General features: G+C 45.1%; 13 protein-coding genes. 8 read left to right on the top strand and 5 right to left on the bottom strand.

The window, feature by feature from the left end:
- Positions 1-55: 55 nt before the first annotated feature.
- The 3 genes from IE103_RS10780 to IE103_RS10790 form a co-directional block, all read right to left on the bottom strand.
- The gene (locus IE103_RS10780; RefSeq protein WP_189346110.1) at positions 56-892 is read right to left on the bottom strand and encodes a helix-turn-helix domain-containing protein; all 837 of its coding nucleotides are present in this window, start codon (positions 890-892) and stop codon (positions 56-58) included.
- A 337-nt stretch (positions 893-1,229) separates the two neighbouring features.
- Complete coding sequence (locus IE103_RS18595; protein WP_189346111.1) at positions 1,230-2,900, bottom strand: methyl-accepting chemotaxis protein; 1,671 nt, start codon at positions 2,898-2,900, stop codon at positions 1,230-1,232.
- A gap of 415 nt (positions 2,901-3,315) precedes the next feature.
- Complete coding sequence (locus IE103_RS10790) at positions 3,316-3,789, bottom strand: FKBP-type peptidyl-prolyl cis-trans isomerase (RefSeq protein ID WP_189346112.1); 474 nt, start codon at positions 3,787-3,789, stop codon at positions 3,316-3,318.
- Between the two features lie 323 nt (positions 3,790-4,112).
- Between IE103_RS10790 and IE103_RS10795 the strand changes: the two genes are divergently transcribed.
- Positions 4,113-5,852: an eCIS core domain-containing protein gene (locus IE103_RS10795; RefSeq protein ID WP_229827226.1), complete on the top strand. Its 1,740-nt coding sequence runs from the start codon at positions 4,113-4,115 to the stop codon at positions 5,850-5,852.
- Positions 5,853-5,962: 110 nt separating this feature from the next.
- Here IE103_RS10795 and msrA read toward each other — a convergent pair whose 3' ends face one another.
- Positions 5,963-6,511 carry a peptide-methionine (S)-S-oxide reductase MsrA gene (msrA, locus tag IE103_RS10800; protein WP_189346113.1) on the bottom strand — a complete coding sequence of 183 codons (549 nt, stop codon included), beginning with the start codon at positions 6,509-6,511 and terminating at the stop codon, positions 5,963-5,965.
- Positions 6,512-6,683: 172 nt separating this feature from the next.
- Between msrA and IE103_RS10805 the strand changes: the two genes are divergently transcribed.
- From IE103_RS10805 to IE103_RS10830, 6 genes are all read left to right on the top strand, one after another.
- On the top strand, positions 6,684-6,956 hold the full coding sequence (locus IE103_RS10805; protein WP_189346114.1) for a hypothetical protein: 273 nt from the start codon (positions 6,684-6,686) through the stop codon (positions 6,954-6,956).
- A 384-nt stretch (positions 6,957-7,340) separates the two neighbouring features.
- A complete protein-coding gene (locus IE103_RS10810) occupies positions 7,341-8,702 on the top strand; it encodes a hypothetical protein (RefSeq protein ID WP_189346115.1) in 1,362 nt (453 codons plus the stop codon).
- Positions 8,703-8,816: 114 nt separating this feature from the next.
- The gene (locus tag IE103_RS10815; RefSeq protein ID WP_229827227.1) at positions 8,817-9,602 is read left to right on the top strand and encodes a hypothetical protein; all 786 of its coding nucleotides are present in this window, start codon (positions 8,817-8,819) and stop codon (positions 9,600-9,602) included.
- Between the two features lie 6 nt (positions 9,603-9,608).
- Positions 9,609-12,437 carry an ATP-binding protein gene (locus IE103_RS10820; protein WP_189346116.1) on the top strand — a complete coding sequence of 943 codons (2,829 nt, stop codon included), beginning with the start codon at positions 9,609-9,611 and terminating at the stop codon, positions 12,435-12,437.
- A 163-nt stretch (positions 12,438-12,600) separates the two neighbouring features.
- On the top strand, positions 12,601-14,175 hold the full coding sequence (locus IE103_RS10825) for a DUF3667 domain-containing protein (protein WP_189346117.1): 1,575 nt from the start codon (positions 12,601-12,603) through the stop codon (positions 14,173-14,175).
- 32 nt (positions 14,176-14,207) lie between these two features.
- Positions 14,208-14,738, top strand: a complete 531-nt coding sequence (locus IE103_RS10830; protein ID WP_189346118.1) for a DUF1697 domain-containing protein — start codon at positions 14,208-14,210, stop codon at positions 14,736-14,738.
- A 3-nt stretch (positions 14,739-14,741) separates the two neighbouring features.
- Here IE103_RS10830 and IE103_RS10835 read toward each other — a convergent pair whose 3' ends face one another.
- Entirely contained in the window at positions 14,742-15,653 is a 912-nt protein-coding gene (locus IE103_RS10835) for an ATP-grasp domain-containing protein (RefSeq protein WP_189346119.1), read from the bottom strand.
- A gap of 577 nt (positions 15,654-16,230) precedes the next feature.
- On the opposite strand from IE103_RS10835, the gene IE103_RS10840 reads away from it, so the two are divergent.
- On the top strand, positions 16,231-18,141 hold the full coding sequence (locus tag IE103_RS10840) for a M20/M25/M40 family metallo-hydrolase (RefSeq protein ID WP_189346120.1): 1,911 nt from the start codon (positions 16,231-16,233) through the stop codon (positions 18,139-18,141).
- Positions 18,142-18,244 lie beyond the last annotated feature (103 nt).

Here is an 18,244-nt window from a genome sequence, read left to right on the forward strand (position 1 = left end):
GTTCGCTAAATCGTTCATTTATTCGTTTGAATAAGCTCAATCTTGAGCGAAGAAATCAATGCAGTCTTGGATATTTGAAACCAGCTTTTTGGTCACTGAGCTTGGTGAAACTGGTCGGTGTCAATCCCCACTGCTGCATGAATGCTCGATTTAAATGACTTTGATCACAGAATCCACAACTCAGCGCGATATCACTCAAGGTTTGATTGCTAGTCATCATCAGCTGAGTGGCACGCTCGACGCGACGCCGACGTAAATCATCGCCTGGCGTACAGCCGAGATGACGCAGATATTGGCGTGCCAAGTAGACACGATGCACGCCAATCGCATCCGCAATATCAGCGATGCCCAAATCTTGATCCGATAAATCAGCGATCATTTCTTGCGCACGTTGCAACCATGGTGGCGCGTTAATCGACAAGGGAATTTTCGTGTTAATGCTACTTAACACATTCAAAGTAAGCGCTTCCAAATCAAGCTTGAGCGCGTCACGCGAAGAAGCGGCTTTGAGCAATCCAAATGCTTTTCTGATGAGTTGTGGATCATGATAGCGAAGTGCGAAATCAGGCAGCTTGATTTGCTCATAGAGTTCTCGCGACTCATCCGTATCAAAACTAATCGCAAAGAACCAACCACCATCACCCGCAAAGCGATCACGATGAACCACGTCAGGTGGATTAAAAACTAAAACTGGTCCCTCGCGTTGAGGTCCCGAAGCCGAAGTCAAATAGCGCCCGCGCGTCGCCAACACGATATGCGCTCCAGCATGACTATGTTCTTTCACATCGTACTCAGGCACCGTCGCCTGTAAATGACTCAATCCAATACGCGAAAAACGGCGATCAAATGCATTCCTACCGTAATACTGCCCTGTCGCAAATTTATCTATCATGCCCACATCCCCAAGCATCTTGAAAACACGATCATTCGAAATCTGAATGAAAATCACGATCTTAAAGACAAACGCAAACCGATTCGATCTGATTCAGATCAAATGGCAAATTCGATGACTAGGCTGCGTAATTTGGGAGTGAAAGCTTGTAGAGAAATTGTTTGGCTAGGACACAAGTAGCCAAGTTAATCAGAATGGACGTTGCTTCGACCGCTCAGAATCATCCGCTTGCTTAGCTTTGCATCATCGTTTATTAGGTCGACGTGACTCAAGCTCGACACGAGTCAACAATAAGTTAGCAATGACTCGGCAACGACTCTGCAACTAAGATCAACCTTTACGCCAGCCGCTTTACTTGGCTACGCGCGACAACAAGCGTTTGTTCGGGACTAACACCATGCAAGCGGATACTTGAACTTCGTGTCGTGGCGACTTGATTTCCTTTGATTAATTTAAAGGTATTCACCAACTCACTTAAGCCTATTGCTTGCATTTTCATGCTGTCTGCTGCTGCCGCAGCTTGTTCCACCAACGCGGCATTTTGTTGTGTCATATCGTCCATTTGCGTCATCGCTTGATTGATCAGATCGATGCCCGCACTTTGTTCATGGCTTGCAATGGTGATGTCGCGCATGACTTCGGCCGCGCGTTTTACATCATTGACAATCTCCGTCATGTTTTTGCCTGCTTCATCAACTTGTTGGCTACCCAAGCTGACTTTTTCTACCGAATCGTTAATCAATGTTTTGATTTCCTTCGCGGCATTTGCACTGCGCTGCGCTAGCGCACGGACTTCTGAGGCTACCACTGCGAAGCCGCGACCTTGCTCACCGGCTCTGGCGGCTTCGACTGCCGCATTTAAGGCGAGAATATTGGTTTGAAAAGCGATGCCATCAATCACTCCGATGATATCGGCAATTTTTGCTGAACTCTCTTTAATCGAACCCATCGTCTGCACGACATTCGCCACCACTTGCCCCCCTTTATCTGCAAAGGCAGCGGTTTCGACCACGATATCAGTTGCCTTATGCGCGTTATCGGCATTTTGTTTTACAGTAGAAGTGAGTTCTTCGATCGATGATGCGGTCTCTTCTAATGAACTGGCTTGGGTTTCCGTACGTGCTGATAAATCGTGATTGCCGATCGCGATTTCATTGGCGCCTTGACTAACTTGTTCGGTAGCTTGCTTGATTTGTCCTACCAATAATTTGATATTGGTTTGTAATACCCGCAAGGATTGCGTCATTTGACCGATTTCATTTGCGCCATGCGATTGAATTTTTCCAGATAAATCACCGGCACTCATGACGGCGATATCGCTGGCGGCTCGCTGCAAAGGTGGGATAATCGATTGATAGCAATTAAGCCCAAAGGTAATAGCCATCACCATGCCGCACATCGCCAAGCTGAATCCTAGTAAATCACTGCTGCCACTCACTCTACCGCTATAGCTAGACCACGCAATCGCTGCATTAAGCAGAGCCATCAACACAACGAAGCTTAATAAGCGTGTCGAAATAGACAGCTGTGCATGCCATTGCAATGGGCTCCAACGACGACGTGGTATCGCTGCACCTTCATGAATCTGCAAGCGATGATCACCGTCTTTAATGGCACGATATGCGGTTTCGGCGGCATTGATTTGTTGTCGTGAAGGCTTCACGCGAATCGAAGTATAACCCACCACTTTTGCGTCTTTAATGAGTGGCGCTGCGGTCGCTTCGACCCAATAAAAATCACCATTTTTGCAGCGATTTTTTACTAAACCGGTCCAGGATTTTCCAGCTTGAATTGTGTGCCATAAGTCAGCAAAAGCTTCTGCTGGCATATCTGGGTGTCGCAGTATATTTTGAGGTGCACCGATGAGCTCGGATTCTGTGTAGCCGCTGATACGAATAAAGTCGTCATTCGCATAAGTGATATTGCCGTGCAAATCTGTTTTAGAGACGATGGTTTCTGATTCGTGCAAGACATACTCAACTTGCGTGACCGGTAAATTCTGACGCATTTGAAGCTCTCTACTTCGTAATCAATCTTGTGGACGTGATAGATCACTAGCTTTAGAAAAATACGATATGAAATAACAAAACTTCTTCTTAAAATTTTTTTCTAAAAAGCTGGCTTTCTTGGATCGGAAGTATATTGAGAACCCCAAAGTGAATTGTTAAAAAATGTCAGCTTCACGTGATTGGATATCGAAACCTTGCGCCATATCAAAAAAGTACTCAGCACAGTTGTATCGATGCATGAGAATTTTTGATTTAATCAAGTCTAGTGTCACGAACACGATCGCCTACGCTTGCGCGTTGCATTGACCAAATAAAAAAGCACCACAGAAATCATCTATGGTGCTTGATGTCAATCCTAACAAAATGAATCGTCGCAAATCTGCTTAAAACTAGATCGACGACCGTGTTGACAGATTAGTGATGGTGACCGTGTTCGCCGTGTACGTGACCATGTGCGATTTCTTCTGCAGTAGCGGCACGAATATCTAACACTTGCACATTCACTTTTAGAGAGCTGCCAGCGAGCGGATGATTACCATCTAACATGACTTGATCACCTTTAATCTTCAGCACGGTGTACACCATCTGTTCACCTGTCTCGCTGTAACCTTCCATCATGCCGCCAACCTTGATACCAGGCGGGAAATCTTTTTTAGAAATCGTTCTGAGCAAGCTTTCATCACGTACACCGAAGGCATCTTCTGGCGACAAATTCATCGACAATTTAAAACCGACTTCTTGACCTTGTAGTGCTTCTTCAATTTTTGGTAAGAGATTGTCATAACCGTGCAAATACGCGACCGGTGTTTTACCGCTTTCTAATACTTTGCCTTTGCCGTCAACTACCGTAAGGCGAATGGTCACTGCGCTGTCTTTTTCAATAATCATGCTGAACTCAGTTTAATAATGGGAAAAGACAGTATCTTAACCTATGGTGATGTGTCGGGGGTACTAAGGTGAATCTCATCGCCGTTTAGTTTGGTCAACGATTTACATGTAATTTGCGGACCTATTGCATATGATCTGACATTCAATTACATCAATCACCATTAGTCTAAGTACCGCTAGTCAAGTTCAAATACCGATGCTCACATAAACAAGCTTCGATATACGAATAACAAAGATCAAACCAATTTTGGCATACAACTTGCTATTTTTATTGAATTAAAGATTTGCCACTTTCAGATTTACTTTAACTATTTGAGGTCTGTATGAGCACAAAAGCATCATTGCAACGAGGTGAGAGCGATTCACCAAAGCGAAATGCTGGCGCTCAGCTAAGCAATAATCAGGCGACATACCCAAGCAACGCACAAATCCATCAGTTGCAAGCTTATCAGCACATGACCCAAACTAGCGCAAGCGCAATACAGCTCAAAGCGATGCAAAACCTGATGACACAGTCCACAATCCAACGCATCGAAGAGGAAGAGCCAGTCCAAGCAATGTTGGCTACCGTGCAAAAAGTGAACGATGAAGAACCGCTACAAGCAAAATCAGATGAGACGAACTTGAGCCCAGCGACAGGTTCTGGTTTGCCTCGTCAATTAAAGAGCGGAATCGAATCACTCTCCGGTATCAGCATGGATCATGTCAAAGTTCATTACAACTCCGACAAACCAGCCCAACTCAACGCCCACGCTTACGCGCAAGGAAACGAGATTCATTTAGGGCCGGGCCAAGAACAGCACTTGCCGCATGAGGCATGGCATGTCGTGCAACAGGCACAAGATAGGGTGATGCCAACAACACAAATGAAATCTGGTATCCCAATTAATGATGATGCGGGTTTAGAAAGCGAAGCAGATGTAATGGGAGCAAAGGCACTTTTACAGAGCAAAGACACACCCCAAATTTCAAATACTAATCAGACCAACGCAATTCAAGCACATGCCTCTCAAACACTACAACGAATGGTTTCTAAGGATTTAGGGCTAGGTACCGAAGTTCAAGTGTCTCGTTACCCAACGGATCGTTTTCGCTGCTATATATCAGCTCGTTACTCTTTAGACAGTGGGAAATATAAAGTTCAAGTCTTGAAAGTTGGTGATTCCATTCAGTTAGTGACTATATTAGAACTGACACCCGAGGAAATCACTTTACCAACGCAAATCAACGAGCCACTATTTAGTAGTATCGAAGACGATACAGAGGACGTGTTTATTGTGAGCTCGCCAGAAACAGATGAGTCAGATCATGGTGCTGAAAATGATGCAGGCGCAGAAGAGCAATTAATTGACTGGCACGAACTTTCAGATCAAGGCATCCAACGATCTTTGCAGACAACGACGCCATATGGAACAGGACTACTATTCAATATTTTTATGCAATTAGTTGCATATCACTGTAAAAAAGCGGGAATTGATATCCCTTCCTCGTTGCCTGAAAGATTCATGGCGTGGCTATCTGGTGTAAAAACTAGAGCACAATTTAAGCAAATTATAGGACTTACTCCTGGATTTAACGACAACGTGACCGAGATTATTCAACGTGCGCGGACACCAAATACTTATAGTTACAACACTGACTACACCGGTGATTCTAACGGCTTTGAGTATAAAAACGTTGTCTATTACTTGGATGGAGATGGCAATATTGACTTCAAAAAAAATCCATCAACGATTATCAATGCATACAACAACGCAACCGGGAATAAGATCAAGGCAAGCAGCATCAAGTGGAAATACCCTGTCAAAGATGCCTCCGAAGTACAAATGAGCAATGATCTTAAGGATAAGGAGCAAGGGATCATGCCATCTGGTAAGAAAGTGAAACTGAAAACTGCTTCACGACCACAACATTTTGCAATCGCAGATATGCTTTATCCCAATTCAAGAGCTGGAACTTGGACTTGGCACCACCTAACACCACATTACAAAATGGTTTTGGTGGATATGAAAGTTCACGCAAAGCATGGTCACAATGGCGGGGTTCATATTTGGAACAAGTAATTCACATAACATGCTTTAAAACGAGAGAATTTTCATTTCTACGCACAATAATGAGCAGTGAAATACCGCACTTTTAGAATTCGCCAAAAACCTAAAGACCGGTTTGTTAATCAGTTGTGCAACTTACTAACAAATAACTTGCGCGCCTTTGCTACTTTCGGCGCCACCACAAAAGCGCAATAACCCTGTTGTGGATGTTGGCGGAAATAATTTTGATGGTAAGTCTCAGCCAAATAAAACTGCGGTGCCATACTTAATTCGGTAACGATGGGGTCGTCCCAAACCTGACGCATGTTTTGCATCACTTCTTGCGCCACTTTTTTCTGCTGATCGTCATGATAATAAATCACCGAACGATACTGTGTGCCTTGATCGGCGCCTTGGCGATTAAGCGTAGTGGGATCGTGAATCGTAAAAAAGATTTCGAGAATTTCTGCATAGGTGATCACGTCCGGATCAAACACTAAACGCACCACTTCCGCATGTCCTGTGGTACCGGTGCAAATTTGTTCGTAACTTGGGTTGTGCACGTGCCCTCCGCAATAACCGGATTCCACAGTATGGATTCCACGGATTTGTTGGAAAACGGCTTCGGTACACCAAAAACAACCACCACCGAGGGTGGCTATTTGCTGAGTTTGTTGCGTTTGTTCATTCATGACTATTCCTTATGACACAAATTGTGTTGACTGATGCAACACTGACGTACCTACCTTGCCCTGACCGACTAGTTCCACACAATTTGGAAGTTTTTATTTTGAATCATGTATAGATATGATAAGTTAATACAAATCACATAAATTCTTATCAACCACACCACGAGTTCTCACAATGAAATTCAAAACCCTTGTTCGAGAAGTCGGCATTTATGGTTTATCCGGATTCTTCTCCGCCTTCTTACTAGGCACGACAGGATTTTATCAAGCTTCATTAAACTGGACTTACTTCCTTGTTTTCTTTTTCGTATTGCTTGGCATGTTGAAGTTTGTTACGAAAATATTCGACCTTGTTTTGCCAGTTCAAGCAAAACAGATTGATCCAAGAGAACTAGAAAACAAGGCGATAGTTGCCGAAGCATTCAATCAACCAAAAAACCAGCATTAATCCAAAAATTTGGTTCACAAGAAAGGAAGAAACACCATGTTCACGTTCAAAAATTGGTCATGGACCGTCTTTTTTAGTGGCTTCTTAGCGTATTTAATTTCTAAATTTTTAATTAAATTGGCAAATATCCCCACTGACTCACTCAATTTTTACCATTTTGTTCTATGGTTTTTGCTCATGTGGGGAATCAAATGTCTGTTAGCTGACTTATTTGCATTTATCGGTGCGTATTTTTTCGTCAAAAGTTAGCAATTCAAAAACAGATGAAGCTGCATCTAGCTTGGATTTGTCTCATTGAGTCTTGCCAGTCGTCGCAAAACAACAATCGTTTTTTAGTATTTTTCTGCCAATACTCAAGCCGCCCTCAAGAAGGTAAAATGCGGCATGCAAAATTTTGATGACGAATCCATAGTAAGAATAGAAGACGATTTATCCGATCAGAACGATTTAAGTCTCAAGTCTTACTTCAAATCCAGCTTAACTCCCGATGATGTTGTTGCTCTCGCGCCTTTGCGGCGCGCGCAGCCTATGCTGCAAGCCTTCACTGCGCTATTTCACGGTGGCATCAACAGTGTTTTAATGCGCCTGCTGGTTTTGCGCGAGTTGACGGCCGATGTCGATTCGCCTTCGCTCAGCCGCGCTGACATCAATGCCAAGTTAGGTTATTTGGAACCAGAAGCGCTTGAAACTGTATTGACCCGCTTGCGTAGCACCGGATTATTGGTGTGGGACCCTAGCCAATCGGTGTACCGTATCGCACCAATGGCACGCAATGTGTTAGCGGCGATCGAATCTTTAGTTCAAGTGGAACAACAAGAAGATCCTTCCGAAGTCAGCTATATGTTGACGCAAGTAGCGGGAGCGCAAGCTGTCGGTGGTGTCTCGGTCGAACAGTTACATCATTTACTCGGTCGCTTGATCGAGTTGACAGAAGAATTCTCTGATGCGATTGCATCTGGCTCGGAGTTTCAATTACGCACAGCACAACAGAAATGGCATACCGCTTGTGATTGGGTGGAAAAAGGCTCGCAGATTATCCACGCAATCACCAACGATAGTCGCGCAGATTCGGCAACGCATCGCGCCGCGCAAGCAATTGGTCGTGCCCAAAGTGCGCTATTGAATATGCAAGGCATGTTCTCACGCGCTTTGAATCAAATCGAACGGCAACGCGTACACCTTGGGCAATCAGGTTTGTCCACGACCGATATCAAAATGTGGTTGTTACAGCGCGAAGACTTGGCCTCACTTGCCGACGGCGCTTTATCGCATCCCGTCACGCCACACTTCATTACCCCATCAGAGATGATCGATGTGGCAGAAAGCGAACTACTCAGCAATCGCGGATCGGCTGTGCTTGGTGTGCTGCCTACAGGCCAAGATGCACCATCAATTGCCAACGATAATAGCGAAGCCTTATTAGAACTCGACCACTGGCTTGATTTGCTCAGCCAAATTGATGGCAAAACGCTAGACCCAGAAACGAAGAAACCAAAACCATTGCAAGAGATCTTATTACCTGCCAGCTTCGCGATCGCCTCTTATCGGGCATCACTACTGCCTTTGATTGGCGATGCGAACGAGGCTTCGTTACAAGGTGCGACTGCGACCTTGGCACGCTTACCTTTAGAATTTTCATCGAAAGATAAGATGCAAAAGGTCTCTGATCCACATGTCGCAGCGATTTCTGTAGCGAGCCTAGTGCCTTTGGAAAAGCCGCCAATTGAGCCAAGTAATCCAAGTTAATGCAGATCAATCGTAGTTACTTGATGGTAGTAGTGTCACCTGTCAGAGCTTGGCTGCAATACAGCGCTGCACTCTGCACTGCTACCAATACTGTTTTTTAGATAGAGAATTTCCATGAACGAAGATGCACAAATCCTAATCGCGCGCTTGTTGGCACACCAGACCTTACGTCGCGAAGACAAATTAGTTAAGCGCGCATTATCTGATGAGAATTTTCGGATGGATGTCGATGCACGCTTAAAAGCTTGCGGAATGAAGTTTGTTGATAATGTCTACGCTGACTATGTCACGCTGGCCTTAACCCGTGATAGCGAGTCGAAAGTGTTTGGCACCAAAGACACCTGGCAGAACAATAATTTTGGTTTAGCGCGTGATGGCGTCGCCTTACTAGTCGTGTTGTGGTCATTAATTATTTTGCCGAAACGTGAACGACAAGAAGCGCATCAGATGGCGCAAGAAGATCAGAACGATATGTTCGGCAAAGAAAAACCCTTACCGCGCGCCGAAGATACTTCAATCGGTATTTCTTACCGTACCTTGCTCGCGGATTTTGGCGAAAAACTAGGTAAGAAAACACGCATGGATATGAATCTGGGGCAACTAGCGCGTTTGGGATTTATTGAACGTAAATCCGACCTGATTATGGAAGGCCCATTGTTAGATTTATTGATGGATACCGATGCGCTAAAAGATCGCATCATCAATGGCGCACTGTCTGATATCTTCCATATTCCTATGCCACGTACGCCAGCGGTGATCGAAGCTGAACAAGCTGAGAGCACCGAAGAAAAGCCGAATGAACCAATTGAAACTGTTCAGCTAAGCAATCAGGAAACTTCTGCCACAAGCTCGGAATCAGATTCCAGCGACGCTACACTTAACATCACAGAAAAAGAATAAGCCATCATGTTTCATATCAAATCACTCGAACTGGTTCATTGGGATTACTGGCAACGGATTAAGAATATCCCGCTAGACGCTAAGATCATCACAATTGCGGGTCAAAATGGTTCTGGCAAAACCACACTACTCGATGCCTTGCGTACCTTGTTTGGTTTGGAATGTTCAATGGGACGTTCTTACAAACACTACGCACGTCACTCTGGTCAACAAACCGCTTGGATACGCGCTGTGGTCGATAATAGTGCAGTCGGTCCGCAAATTTCGAACCGCCCTTTCCGTATGTCCGGTCTGTATGAAGACGAAGTGACACTACTGTGCAAAATCGAAAAAAATGGCGGCGATTGGAAACGCCAATATCTGATGCGCAGCGGTCGCATCGAAATTGAAGAGATTCAAGAAGCAAACGATTGGCTGGGTGTAGAAACCTACCGCAAGCGTTTGTCGCACGCAGGCTTATCATCGGCGATGGGTAAAGTGCTGGCACTGGAACAAGGTGAAACCGATAAGCTGTGCGAATATGCACCACGTCAATTGCTTGATCTGGTTTTCCAAGTATTTGGCGATAAAGAAGTATTAGATGCCTACGATGATGCGAAGCGCCATCAACGCGATACCGAATCTGAACTACAACGTTTTGAAACCGAACTCGAAGGTGCTAAAACTAACCTAGAAGGTTTGCGTTTAAAGGTCGCCAATTTCCATCAATGGGAAAGTTTGAACAAAGAAAAACGTGACTTGCAGGAGGAGATTTTACCAACCTTGCAATACCACGAAGATTTGGAACGTGCAGCAGCGACTAGTCAGGCATTACGCGCCAGCAAGCGTCATTTAAAGGCGCAGGACGAAGCGCTGTCTGAGCGTCGTCAAGCACTGGCACAACAAGCAAAAAATCATAGCGAAGCACAACAAGCAGAAGCCGCCTTAGAAGCCGAAGAATCGAGCCTGCGTGAAAAACTCGCACAAGTCAATGCCAAGCTTAAACCACAAGAAAGCTTGCTCGAACAAAAAGCGCGTTTGCAAAAACTCGCCGCCGAAGCCGATGCCGACATTGCGAATATCGCCGATGAGTTAGAAAAGAAAGAAGAAGAACTGGCGCAGCAAAAACAAGAGCGCGATGCCTTGAGTCAACGGATTGCTGCGGATATGGAAACCATCTCTGCCCTGCAAGGCAAAGCCAGTTTGCCCGACCCAGAGAACGTGCGACAAATGCGCCGTGCCTTGAATGAAGCGAATATCCCGCACAGCATGTTGCCAGAGATCGTCGAAGTCACCGATGCCAAATGGCAAGGCGCGGTGGAAGGCGTGCTGCGCGGTTATACCTCGGTCATTCTGCTCGACAATCCTAGTGATGCCAGCGCTGCCTATCGCATCGGCGAGAAGCAACGCTACAGCCATTTCATTGTACCTGATCGCATCAATGCGCCAGTAGTGAAAGACGATAGTTTATTATCCGTCGTCAGTTTTAATGCCAAAGCACCCGCTTGGTTGATCGAACAATTAGAACGTATAGAAACAGTCGACAGTATTGATATCGGTATGAAACTGCCGAAGTCACAAGAATGGATTACGCCAGATGCATATCACTTCGAGCGTCGTGGTGGTCGTTCTTTGTTCGTGGAAGTGTCACGCTACCGCTTTGGTAATGCGGGTCGCACCCAACGTCTAGAAGCTCTACAAAAAGCACTGCCACGTTTGCAATCACAAGAAGATCAACTGACGATCAAAATCAGCAAATTAGCCGGTGAAATTTCATCTTACAAAGCGCGCCTAGCGGGTGTCGATGCCGCCAAAGAATTAAGCGCGCGTCACGCGGAGTTTGAAGAAGCGTCGCGCAATACACAGCCGCTCAAACAACAACGCATCGAAGTCGGCACACGTCTTGGTGAAATCGCACCGCTACTAAAAGCCGCCACCGAACAACGTACTGTTGCTCACCTAAAGTGGGAACAAGCGAAGGCAGCAATTGCCGACGCCGAATCACAACAACGTATTTCAGAAAAACGTCATGCTGAAGAACGCAAAGCACAGTTTGAAACGCTGCGTAGTATGCGCGAGACTTGGCATACCTTGCCACTCAATTGGAAGCGTAGTTCACATCGAAAAGAACTGGTGGCAGAGCATGAAAACGTCCATCAGGTCGAATTGCGCTTGCGTAGTTTAGGCAATAACTTGGCACGTGATGACTGGGAGACTGACTCTACGGTGGTTGACCAATACACACGTCTGAATAATTTGCTGCAAAACCGCCAAGCAGAAACTGATGAGCGACGCTACCAAAACAATCGGGCAATGGAAGCGACCGTCAACGCACGTGCAGCGTACATGGACCGATTACGTTACACAATTAAGACCTATAGTAAAAACATCAAACAACTGGGCGAATTGGCGGGCATTGAAGTACACACCGATCCCGTTAAACTAGAAAATGACGATGTAATGCTGGCGCAAGCAGGCTTACACGTGCGTTTCAAATTTGATGGCAAAGGACCTATCGGCATGAACGATGGTGAAGCATCGGGCGGCCAACAGGTGATGAAATCCTTGATTCTCTTGATCGGGCTCTTGAAATCAGAAGATGGTTCCGGCGGCTTTGTCTTCATTGATGAACCGTTTGCGCATTTGGATATTCGTAATATTCAATTAGTCGGTGAGTTCTTAAAAAATACCGACGCCCAATACTTGATGACGACACCATTGACACATAACACCGATGTCTATGACCCATCTGAATTAACGCTGATTACAAGTAAGAAAAAGAAAGACACTGAATGGGCGCAGCCGATTTTTGTCTTACAAAGACGCGTCGAGAAAGTGAAAGACGCTAGAGCTTGATCAATACAAACTCTACCCAGCGCATCACCTAAAGTGCATTCAAGTAAAAAAGCGAGTCAGCGTTCTGCGCAGATTCGCTTTTTTTTTCATCATCAACGATGCTTTTCTTGAGACTCAAAGCTGAATAAGGCACAATCTCTAACTCAACAATTTGAGGTAAGTCATGGGAATTGAACTCAGCGGTGCGGGTGAAGCATTAACAGCCATCATGGTCAGCGATGAACTAAGTAAAGAAGTCGGCAAATCGCCAAGCGGCCATAAGGACGATCACGGCGATCAAAATGATCACGCAAATAAAACTTGCGCCAACTGTGGCGCCGAACTTACGGGGGCGTTTTGTCATGCCTGTGGTCAATCTGCGCACATTCATCGTTCTTTATTGCATATGGTGGAAGAAGCCTTGCACGGCATTCTGCATTTTGACACGAAAGCATGGCGTACTATTCCAGCCTTAATTTTTAGACCGGGACATTTGACCAAGCAATACATCGAGGGTAAACGCACATCTTTTGTGTCACCACTTGCCTTGTTCTTGTTCTTAATCTTCTTTATGTTCTTCATTTTTTCAATCACGACGACTGGGCCGAATAATGCGCTGCTGAACGCCACAAACACACGTGAAGAAATCGTCAAAGAGTTAAGTAATGCAGAAGAGAAATTGAACCAACAACTTGCAGAGCAAGTAAAACAAGGTCCGTATGGCGCGGACGCATTCGAATTGCAATCTGAAATCAGTGATGCGCAATTTGAAATTCGAAAGTTAAAAGATGCACTCAATGAAAGCGATGGGAAGAAAAAAGATCTGGTAGCACTCAATAAAGAGTTAGCTATTGCCGAAGCCAATCTCAAATTACTGAGAGAAGCGAAACTCAAATTAAAGAGGCAAGGAAAAGAGAATGTAGCTGCTGAAGCAACGACAAGTGTCAGTACTAATGCTAGTGCAAGCCTTGAAGAAAATGCAGCATCAAGCTCTGTTCAAAATGCGAGTGAACAAGCAAAAGACGATAGCGCATTGAAGGCAACTCTACCTATCGAAAAATTACAGCCATGGGAAATCAATCCGCGTATTCAACTCGCCGAGCGCGAAGTGAAATACTTAAAAAAACAAATCGCGGCTGGCGAAAAGGATAAAGCTAAAGAACAAGAAAACTCACAAATTGAGGACGCTTTAAAAGCCATAAAAAATGGCGACGACCAGTCCCCAGGTACAGCATCAAATACATCATCTGATACCACGGCAAGCGCGAGTAGTGTCGCTAATGAGAAGGCAAAAAAAGGTATTGGGACAGATATAGATATTCAAAATTCGTCATCTATTCCCTATGTCGCCGACCTCATCGACCATGCAAAAAGTAACCCAGAGTTGACGCTGTATAAAATGAAGAAGAATGCTTCAGGATTGGCTTTCCTATTAGTACCGCTGACCTTGCCATTCCTGTGGTTACTCTTCGCGTTCAATCGAAAATTTGTCATGTTTGATCATGCCGTATTTGCGCTCTACTCATTGTCTTTCATGTGTTTTCTGATGAGTACGATCACTGTACTGACTTACTTTGAGTTCAATATGATTGCAGCATTGTTATTTGCTTTCGTTCCACCGGTACATATGTATGCACAATTGCGGCATGCGTATAGCTTAGGAACCTTCGCAACCCTATGGCGCACCATTGCATTGCTATTTATTGCACTGATTTCACTGTCGCTATTTGCTGCGGTCGTTACTATTGCCAGCGCGTAAAACGATGGCTTAAGCTTTACAGAGATCCTTAGATGAATAATCCAAGCCCAAGCAATACCTATATCGCCTTACTGCGCGCCGTCAATGTTGGCGGCACTGGCAAATTGCCGATGAAAGATTTGCTTAGCATGTGTGAGGCGCTTGGGTTTCAACAGGTAAAAACTTATATTGCCAGTGGCAATGTGATTTTTAGTAGCAAGCTAAGTGCAAAGGCTTGCCAAGACTTACTAGAAAAAGCACTCGCCGATTATGCGGGTAAGTTTGTCGGGGTTTTCATACGAACACCCCAACAGCTACAAAAACTACTAGCCGACAATCCATTTGCCGATAAAGAAGGTAATCGTAGTGTCTGTCTATTTTTGGATGAACCCATCACCACGGCAATCATCGATGCAGTGAAAAATAAGCGAGATGAAGAGCTGGCTTGTGGTGATGGTGCGCTTTACGTCTATTACGGTGCAGGGATGGCAACTTCAAAATTGCTAATCCCTGCGGCGAAAAATGGCACCGCACGTAACATCAATACTGTGAGCAAACTGTGCGAACTTGGCTTGGCATTGTAAAGTTTATGACCCAGACAATGCGCGCATAATCGCTTGCGCAAAACGCTGTGGCGCTTGCGGGTCTAATTCTAAAAATAGTTCTGGCTCTAACAACTCTAGTTCCATCAACATAAATTGACCATCGCGCAACACGCCATCCACTCGCGCATAACAAGGCATTCGCTTTAAGGCATGTAAAATCGTTTGTGCTTGTGCTTGCATCTGTGCCGATACTTCAACTGCATGTACCGTACCACCGTGATCTGACTGCACACGGAAATCCCCCGCCTTAGCGCGCTTGAGCAAAGCATGGCTGAACTCGCCATCAAAGAAAATCAAAGACCATTCGCCTTCCGACATAATCTCTGGCATGAATGGCTGCACCAAAAAATCTTGCTGTTGTCGCCAGATCGAAAAATCACGCTCGGCTTCTAATAGATTGTCTGCATTGACACGCAAAGTGCGCCACGCTCCAGCAGACTGAACTGGTTTGACGACGATCTGCGGACTATCTAATCGCGCCATCAATTCTGTAAGACTGTCTTGTTGATCTGGCGTGACGCACAAACTAGGAATCACAGCTAACTGCTGTTGGCTTAACTCGAACAAATATTTTTTATTCAGGTTCCATGCAAGGGTATCTAAATCATTCACGACCTTGACCTTCAATGCACGCAGGCGATCTAGCCAAGTCAAAAAATCGGACAGCTTTTCATGGTAATCCCAAGGACAACGAATAATCACCGCATCAAAGGATTGCCACTGCACTTGCGGATCGGTCCAAATACAAATCGATACCTGTGCCCCCAAAGCACCTAATGCTGCCGGTAATAATTGTTCACCGCCGAATAAATCGGGTAATTCCGCGCTAGTCACTAAAGCGATATGTGGTGAAGTTTGGGACGACAATTGTTGAGATTCCAAGTGCGCTTGCATAAAGATTTCCTAAGATGATTATCGGCAGCATGATACCGAAAGCGGCTGCTTTACAGACAGAAAATCTCGTGATTTCAGCTTCTATTTAATTTTGTCAGTATCCGTTTGCGCTAATACCACTCAAAGAAAATGTTGGATGAAAACTAGACTGAGTCTATCGGACGCATCGAGTCAAACAAAAGCTACGCCATGCATTCTTAATGATGAGTTGAACTATATTGTGATCATTACCACATAAAAAATATTAATACCATTTACTTTTTTCAACTCAATTTCGTATTAATCAAGGTATATCAGTGTCGCGTATCGATTTCATGGGTAGATGATTCCTTTGCAAAATTTTGTTTGGTTTAAAGACAAAAATCACTTATTTGATTTTTCTAAAAAAACAACTGATAACTTTCCGTCAATCTCTTTCTCTGTTCTACTCGCTGCTGATTGTCAAAAAATCGAATCGATATAGACACTTCATACGTCACAAATCAGTGCAGCGAAATGAAGCGCTCATTCTCTAAGTCGAAACAATCATGCTCATCACCATCATCAAATCAATATCAAAAAAGTCCGGGAGGGACATATGCAAAAGAAAATAATATCTGGCGTAATGCTAAGCTTAATCCTAAGCGCTTCAGCCAGCGTTACTGGTAGTACCACGGAAATTAGCGCTGAAAAAAAAGTATGGATCACCATCGGTGATGCGGCTTTTAATGAGCTAAAACAAATCTCACCCAAACTGGTGATCAAAGAAAGCCGTATGGTCAATGCGGGCTCTGCCGGTTTTGCAAAAAGTGAAGGCGTCCATTTAGTTCAGATCAACGAGTCGATGATGCAAGCTTTATCTGGCGTCATCCATAACAAACTCAAACGTTGTGGCGGCTTTATCGCGCATGATAGCGAAACGACTGGACTCAATTCATTGAGTAACACCGCGAATGGTTTTGCGCCGGCGATTGCGGCTATTGCACCGTCGTACAGCATCGACAATCAAACCATCGTGAACCCACTATTAACGCAAATGCAGGCAAGTAATATTGGTCAAACCATCGTTGATCTCTCCGCATTCGTGAATCGCTACTACACCACCACGGGTGGGGTGAATGGCTCTAATTGGATTAAAGATAAATGGACACAACTCGCTAGTGGTCGTAGCAATGTCACGGTAGAACAATTCACACACACTGGCTTCCCACAGAAATCCGTGATCTTAACGATCCAAGGTAGCGATAACGCATCAGAAGTTGTGGTACTTGGTGGTCACCAAGATTCCATCAACACCGCTGGCACCACCGAGACCACCAGAGCACCCGGCGCAGATGACGATGCATCAGGCATCGCTAGTTTGACTGAAGCAATTCGGGTTATGTTGGCGAGCAATTACCAACCACGCCGCACCATCAAATTTATGGCCTATGCTGCTGAAGAGGTCGGTTTAAAAGGCTCAGGTGAAATCGCCAGAAAATTTAAAGCAGACGGCGTCAATGTGGTCGGTGTCATGCAATTGGATATGACTAACTACAAAGGCTCAGCTAAAGATATTTACCTGTACACCGATTACACCAATGCTGGCCAAAATACCTTTGTCGCCAACTTGATCAGCACATATCAACCTAGCCTCACGATTGGCTATGACAGCTGCGGTTACGGCTGTTCAGACCACGCATCTTGGCACGCCCAAGGCTATGCGACTTCTATGCCATTTGAAACCGCGATGAGCGAGAGTAATCCACGCATTCATGGCACTGGCGATACTTATGCGAACATGGGTAGCCAAGCAAATCATGCCTTAAAATTTGGGCGCTTAGCAACCTCATTTGCGGTTGAGTTGGGTAGTGATGGTCCTGGTTTGCCGCCAGCTACGACAGTGTTAACGAAAGATGTGGCAGTCGCCGTCAATGGTGCGACCAATGCGCAAGCAACTTATACCTTTGCCGTGCCAACAGGTGCTAGCAATTTGACATTCAAAACCACTGGCGGCAGCGGTGACTTGGATATCTATACCAAGCTCGGCAGCGCACCGACCACCACTTCTTACTTACAAAAATCAGATGGCGCGACAAACACAGAAACCATCACGATCGCAGCACCAAGCGCCGGCACCTATTATTTGCTCACCAATGCGGCATCCACCGTAAGCGGCGCCTCTCTAGTAGCTAGCTATCAAACAGGAACAACTCCTGGAAATGTGTTGACTAGCGGCGTTGCAGTCAGCGTTGGTAGTCTAGCGAAAAATGCGACCAAGACTTACACCATTTCCGTTCCAGCGGGTAAAACTTCACTGACTTTCAAATTGTCAGGTGGTACTGGTGATGGTGATATCTATGCCAAATTTGGTGCAGCACCAAGCACCACTGTCTACGACAAAAAATCCGATGGTTCAACCAATGCCGAAACCATTACGATTTCTACTCCACAAGCAGGCACTTACTATTTATTGATCAAAGCCTATGCGGCTATGAGTGGCGCTAGTGTGTTGGCAACGATCCAATAAGGTATTGATACTAGTACTTCTGCGCGGATGCACATATTCGCGCAGACATCGATTATAAAAAAGCCAGTGCGACATTAGTCCCACTGGCTTTTTTTCGAACGAA

It is taken from the genome of Affinundibacterium macrobrachii, assembly GCF_014652415.1.
GTDB lineage: Bacteria > Pseudomonadota > Gammaproteobacteria > Burkholderiales > Burkholderiaceae_D > Undibacterium > Undibacterium macrobrachii.

What these genes read in the sequence shown, in the direction of transcription:
- IE103_RS10780 (WP_189346110.1), bottom strand. Translation starts at nt 892, where the DNA reads ATGATAGATAAATTTGCGACAGGGCAGTATTACGGTAGGAATGCATTT.
- IE103_RS18595 (WP_189346111.1), bottom strand. Translation starts at nt 2,900, where the DNA reads ATGCGTCAGAATTTACCGGTCACGCAAGTTGAGTATGTCTTGCACGAA.
- IE103_RS10790 (WP_189346112.1), bottom strand. Translation starts at nt 3,789, where the DNA reads ATGATTATTGAAAAAGACAGCGCAGTGACCATTCGCCTTACGGTAGTT.
- IE103_RS10795 (WP_229827226.1), top strand. Translation starts at nt 4,113, where the DNA reads ATGAGCACAAAAGCATCATTGCAACGAGGTGAGAGCGATTCACCAAAG.
- msrA (WP_189346113.1), bottom strand. Translation starts at nt 6,511, where the DNA reads ATGAATGAACAAACGCAACAAACTCAGCAAATAGCCACCCTCGGTGGT.
- IE103_RS10805 (WP_189346114.1), top strand. Translation starts at nt 6,684, where the DNA reads ATGAAATTCAAAACCCTTGTTCGAGAAGTCGGCATTTATGGTTTATCC.
- IE103_RS10810 (WP_189346115.1), top strand. Translation starts at nt 7,341, where the DNA reads ATGCAAAATTTTGATGACGAATCCATAGTAAGAATAGAAGACGATTTA.
- IE103_RS10815 (WP_229827227.1), top strand. Translation starts at nt 8,817, where the DNA reads ATGAACGAAGATGCACAAATCCTAATCGCGCGCTTGTTGGCACACCAG.
- IE103_RS10820 (WP_189346116.1), top strand. Translation starts at nt 9,609, where the DNA reads ATGTTTCATATCAAATCACTCGAACTGGTTCATTGGGATTACTGGCAA.
- IE103_RS10825 (WP_189346117.1), top strand. Translation starts at nt 12,601, where the DNA reads ATGGGAATTGAACTCAGCGGTGCGGGTGAAGCATTAACAGCCATCATG.
- IE103_RS10830 (WP_189346118.1), top strand. Translation starts at nt 14,208, where the DNA reads ATGAATAATCCAAGCCCAAGCAATACCTATATCGCCTTACTGCGCGCC.
- IE103_RS10835 (WP_189346119.1), bottom strand. Translation starts at nt 15,653, where the DNA reads ATGCAAGCGCACTTGGAATCTCAACAATTGTCGTCCCAAACTTCACCA.
- IE103_RS10840 (WP_189346120.1), top strand. Translation starts at nt 16,231, where the DNA reads ATGCAAAAGAAAATAATATCTGGCGTAATGCTAAGCTTAATCCTAAGC.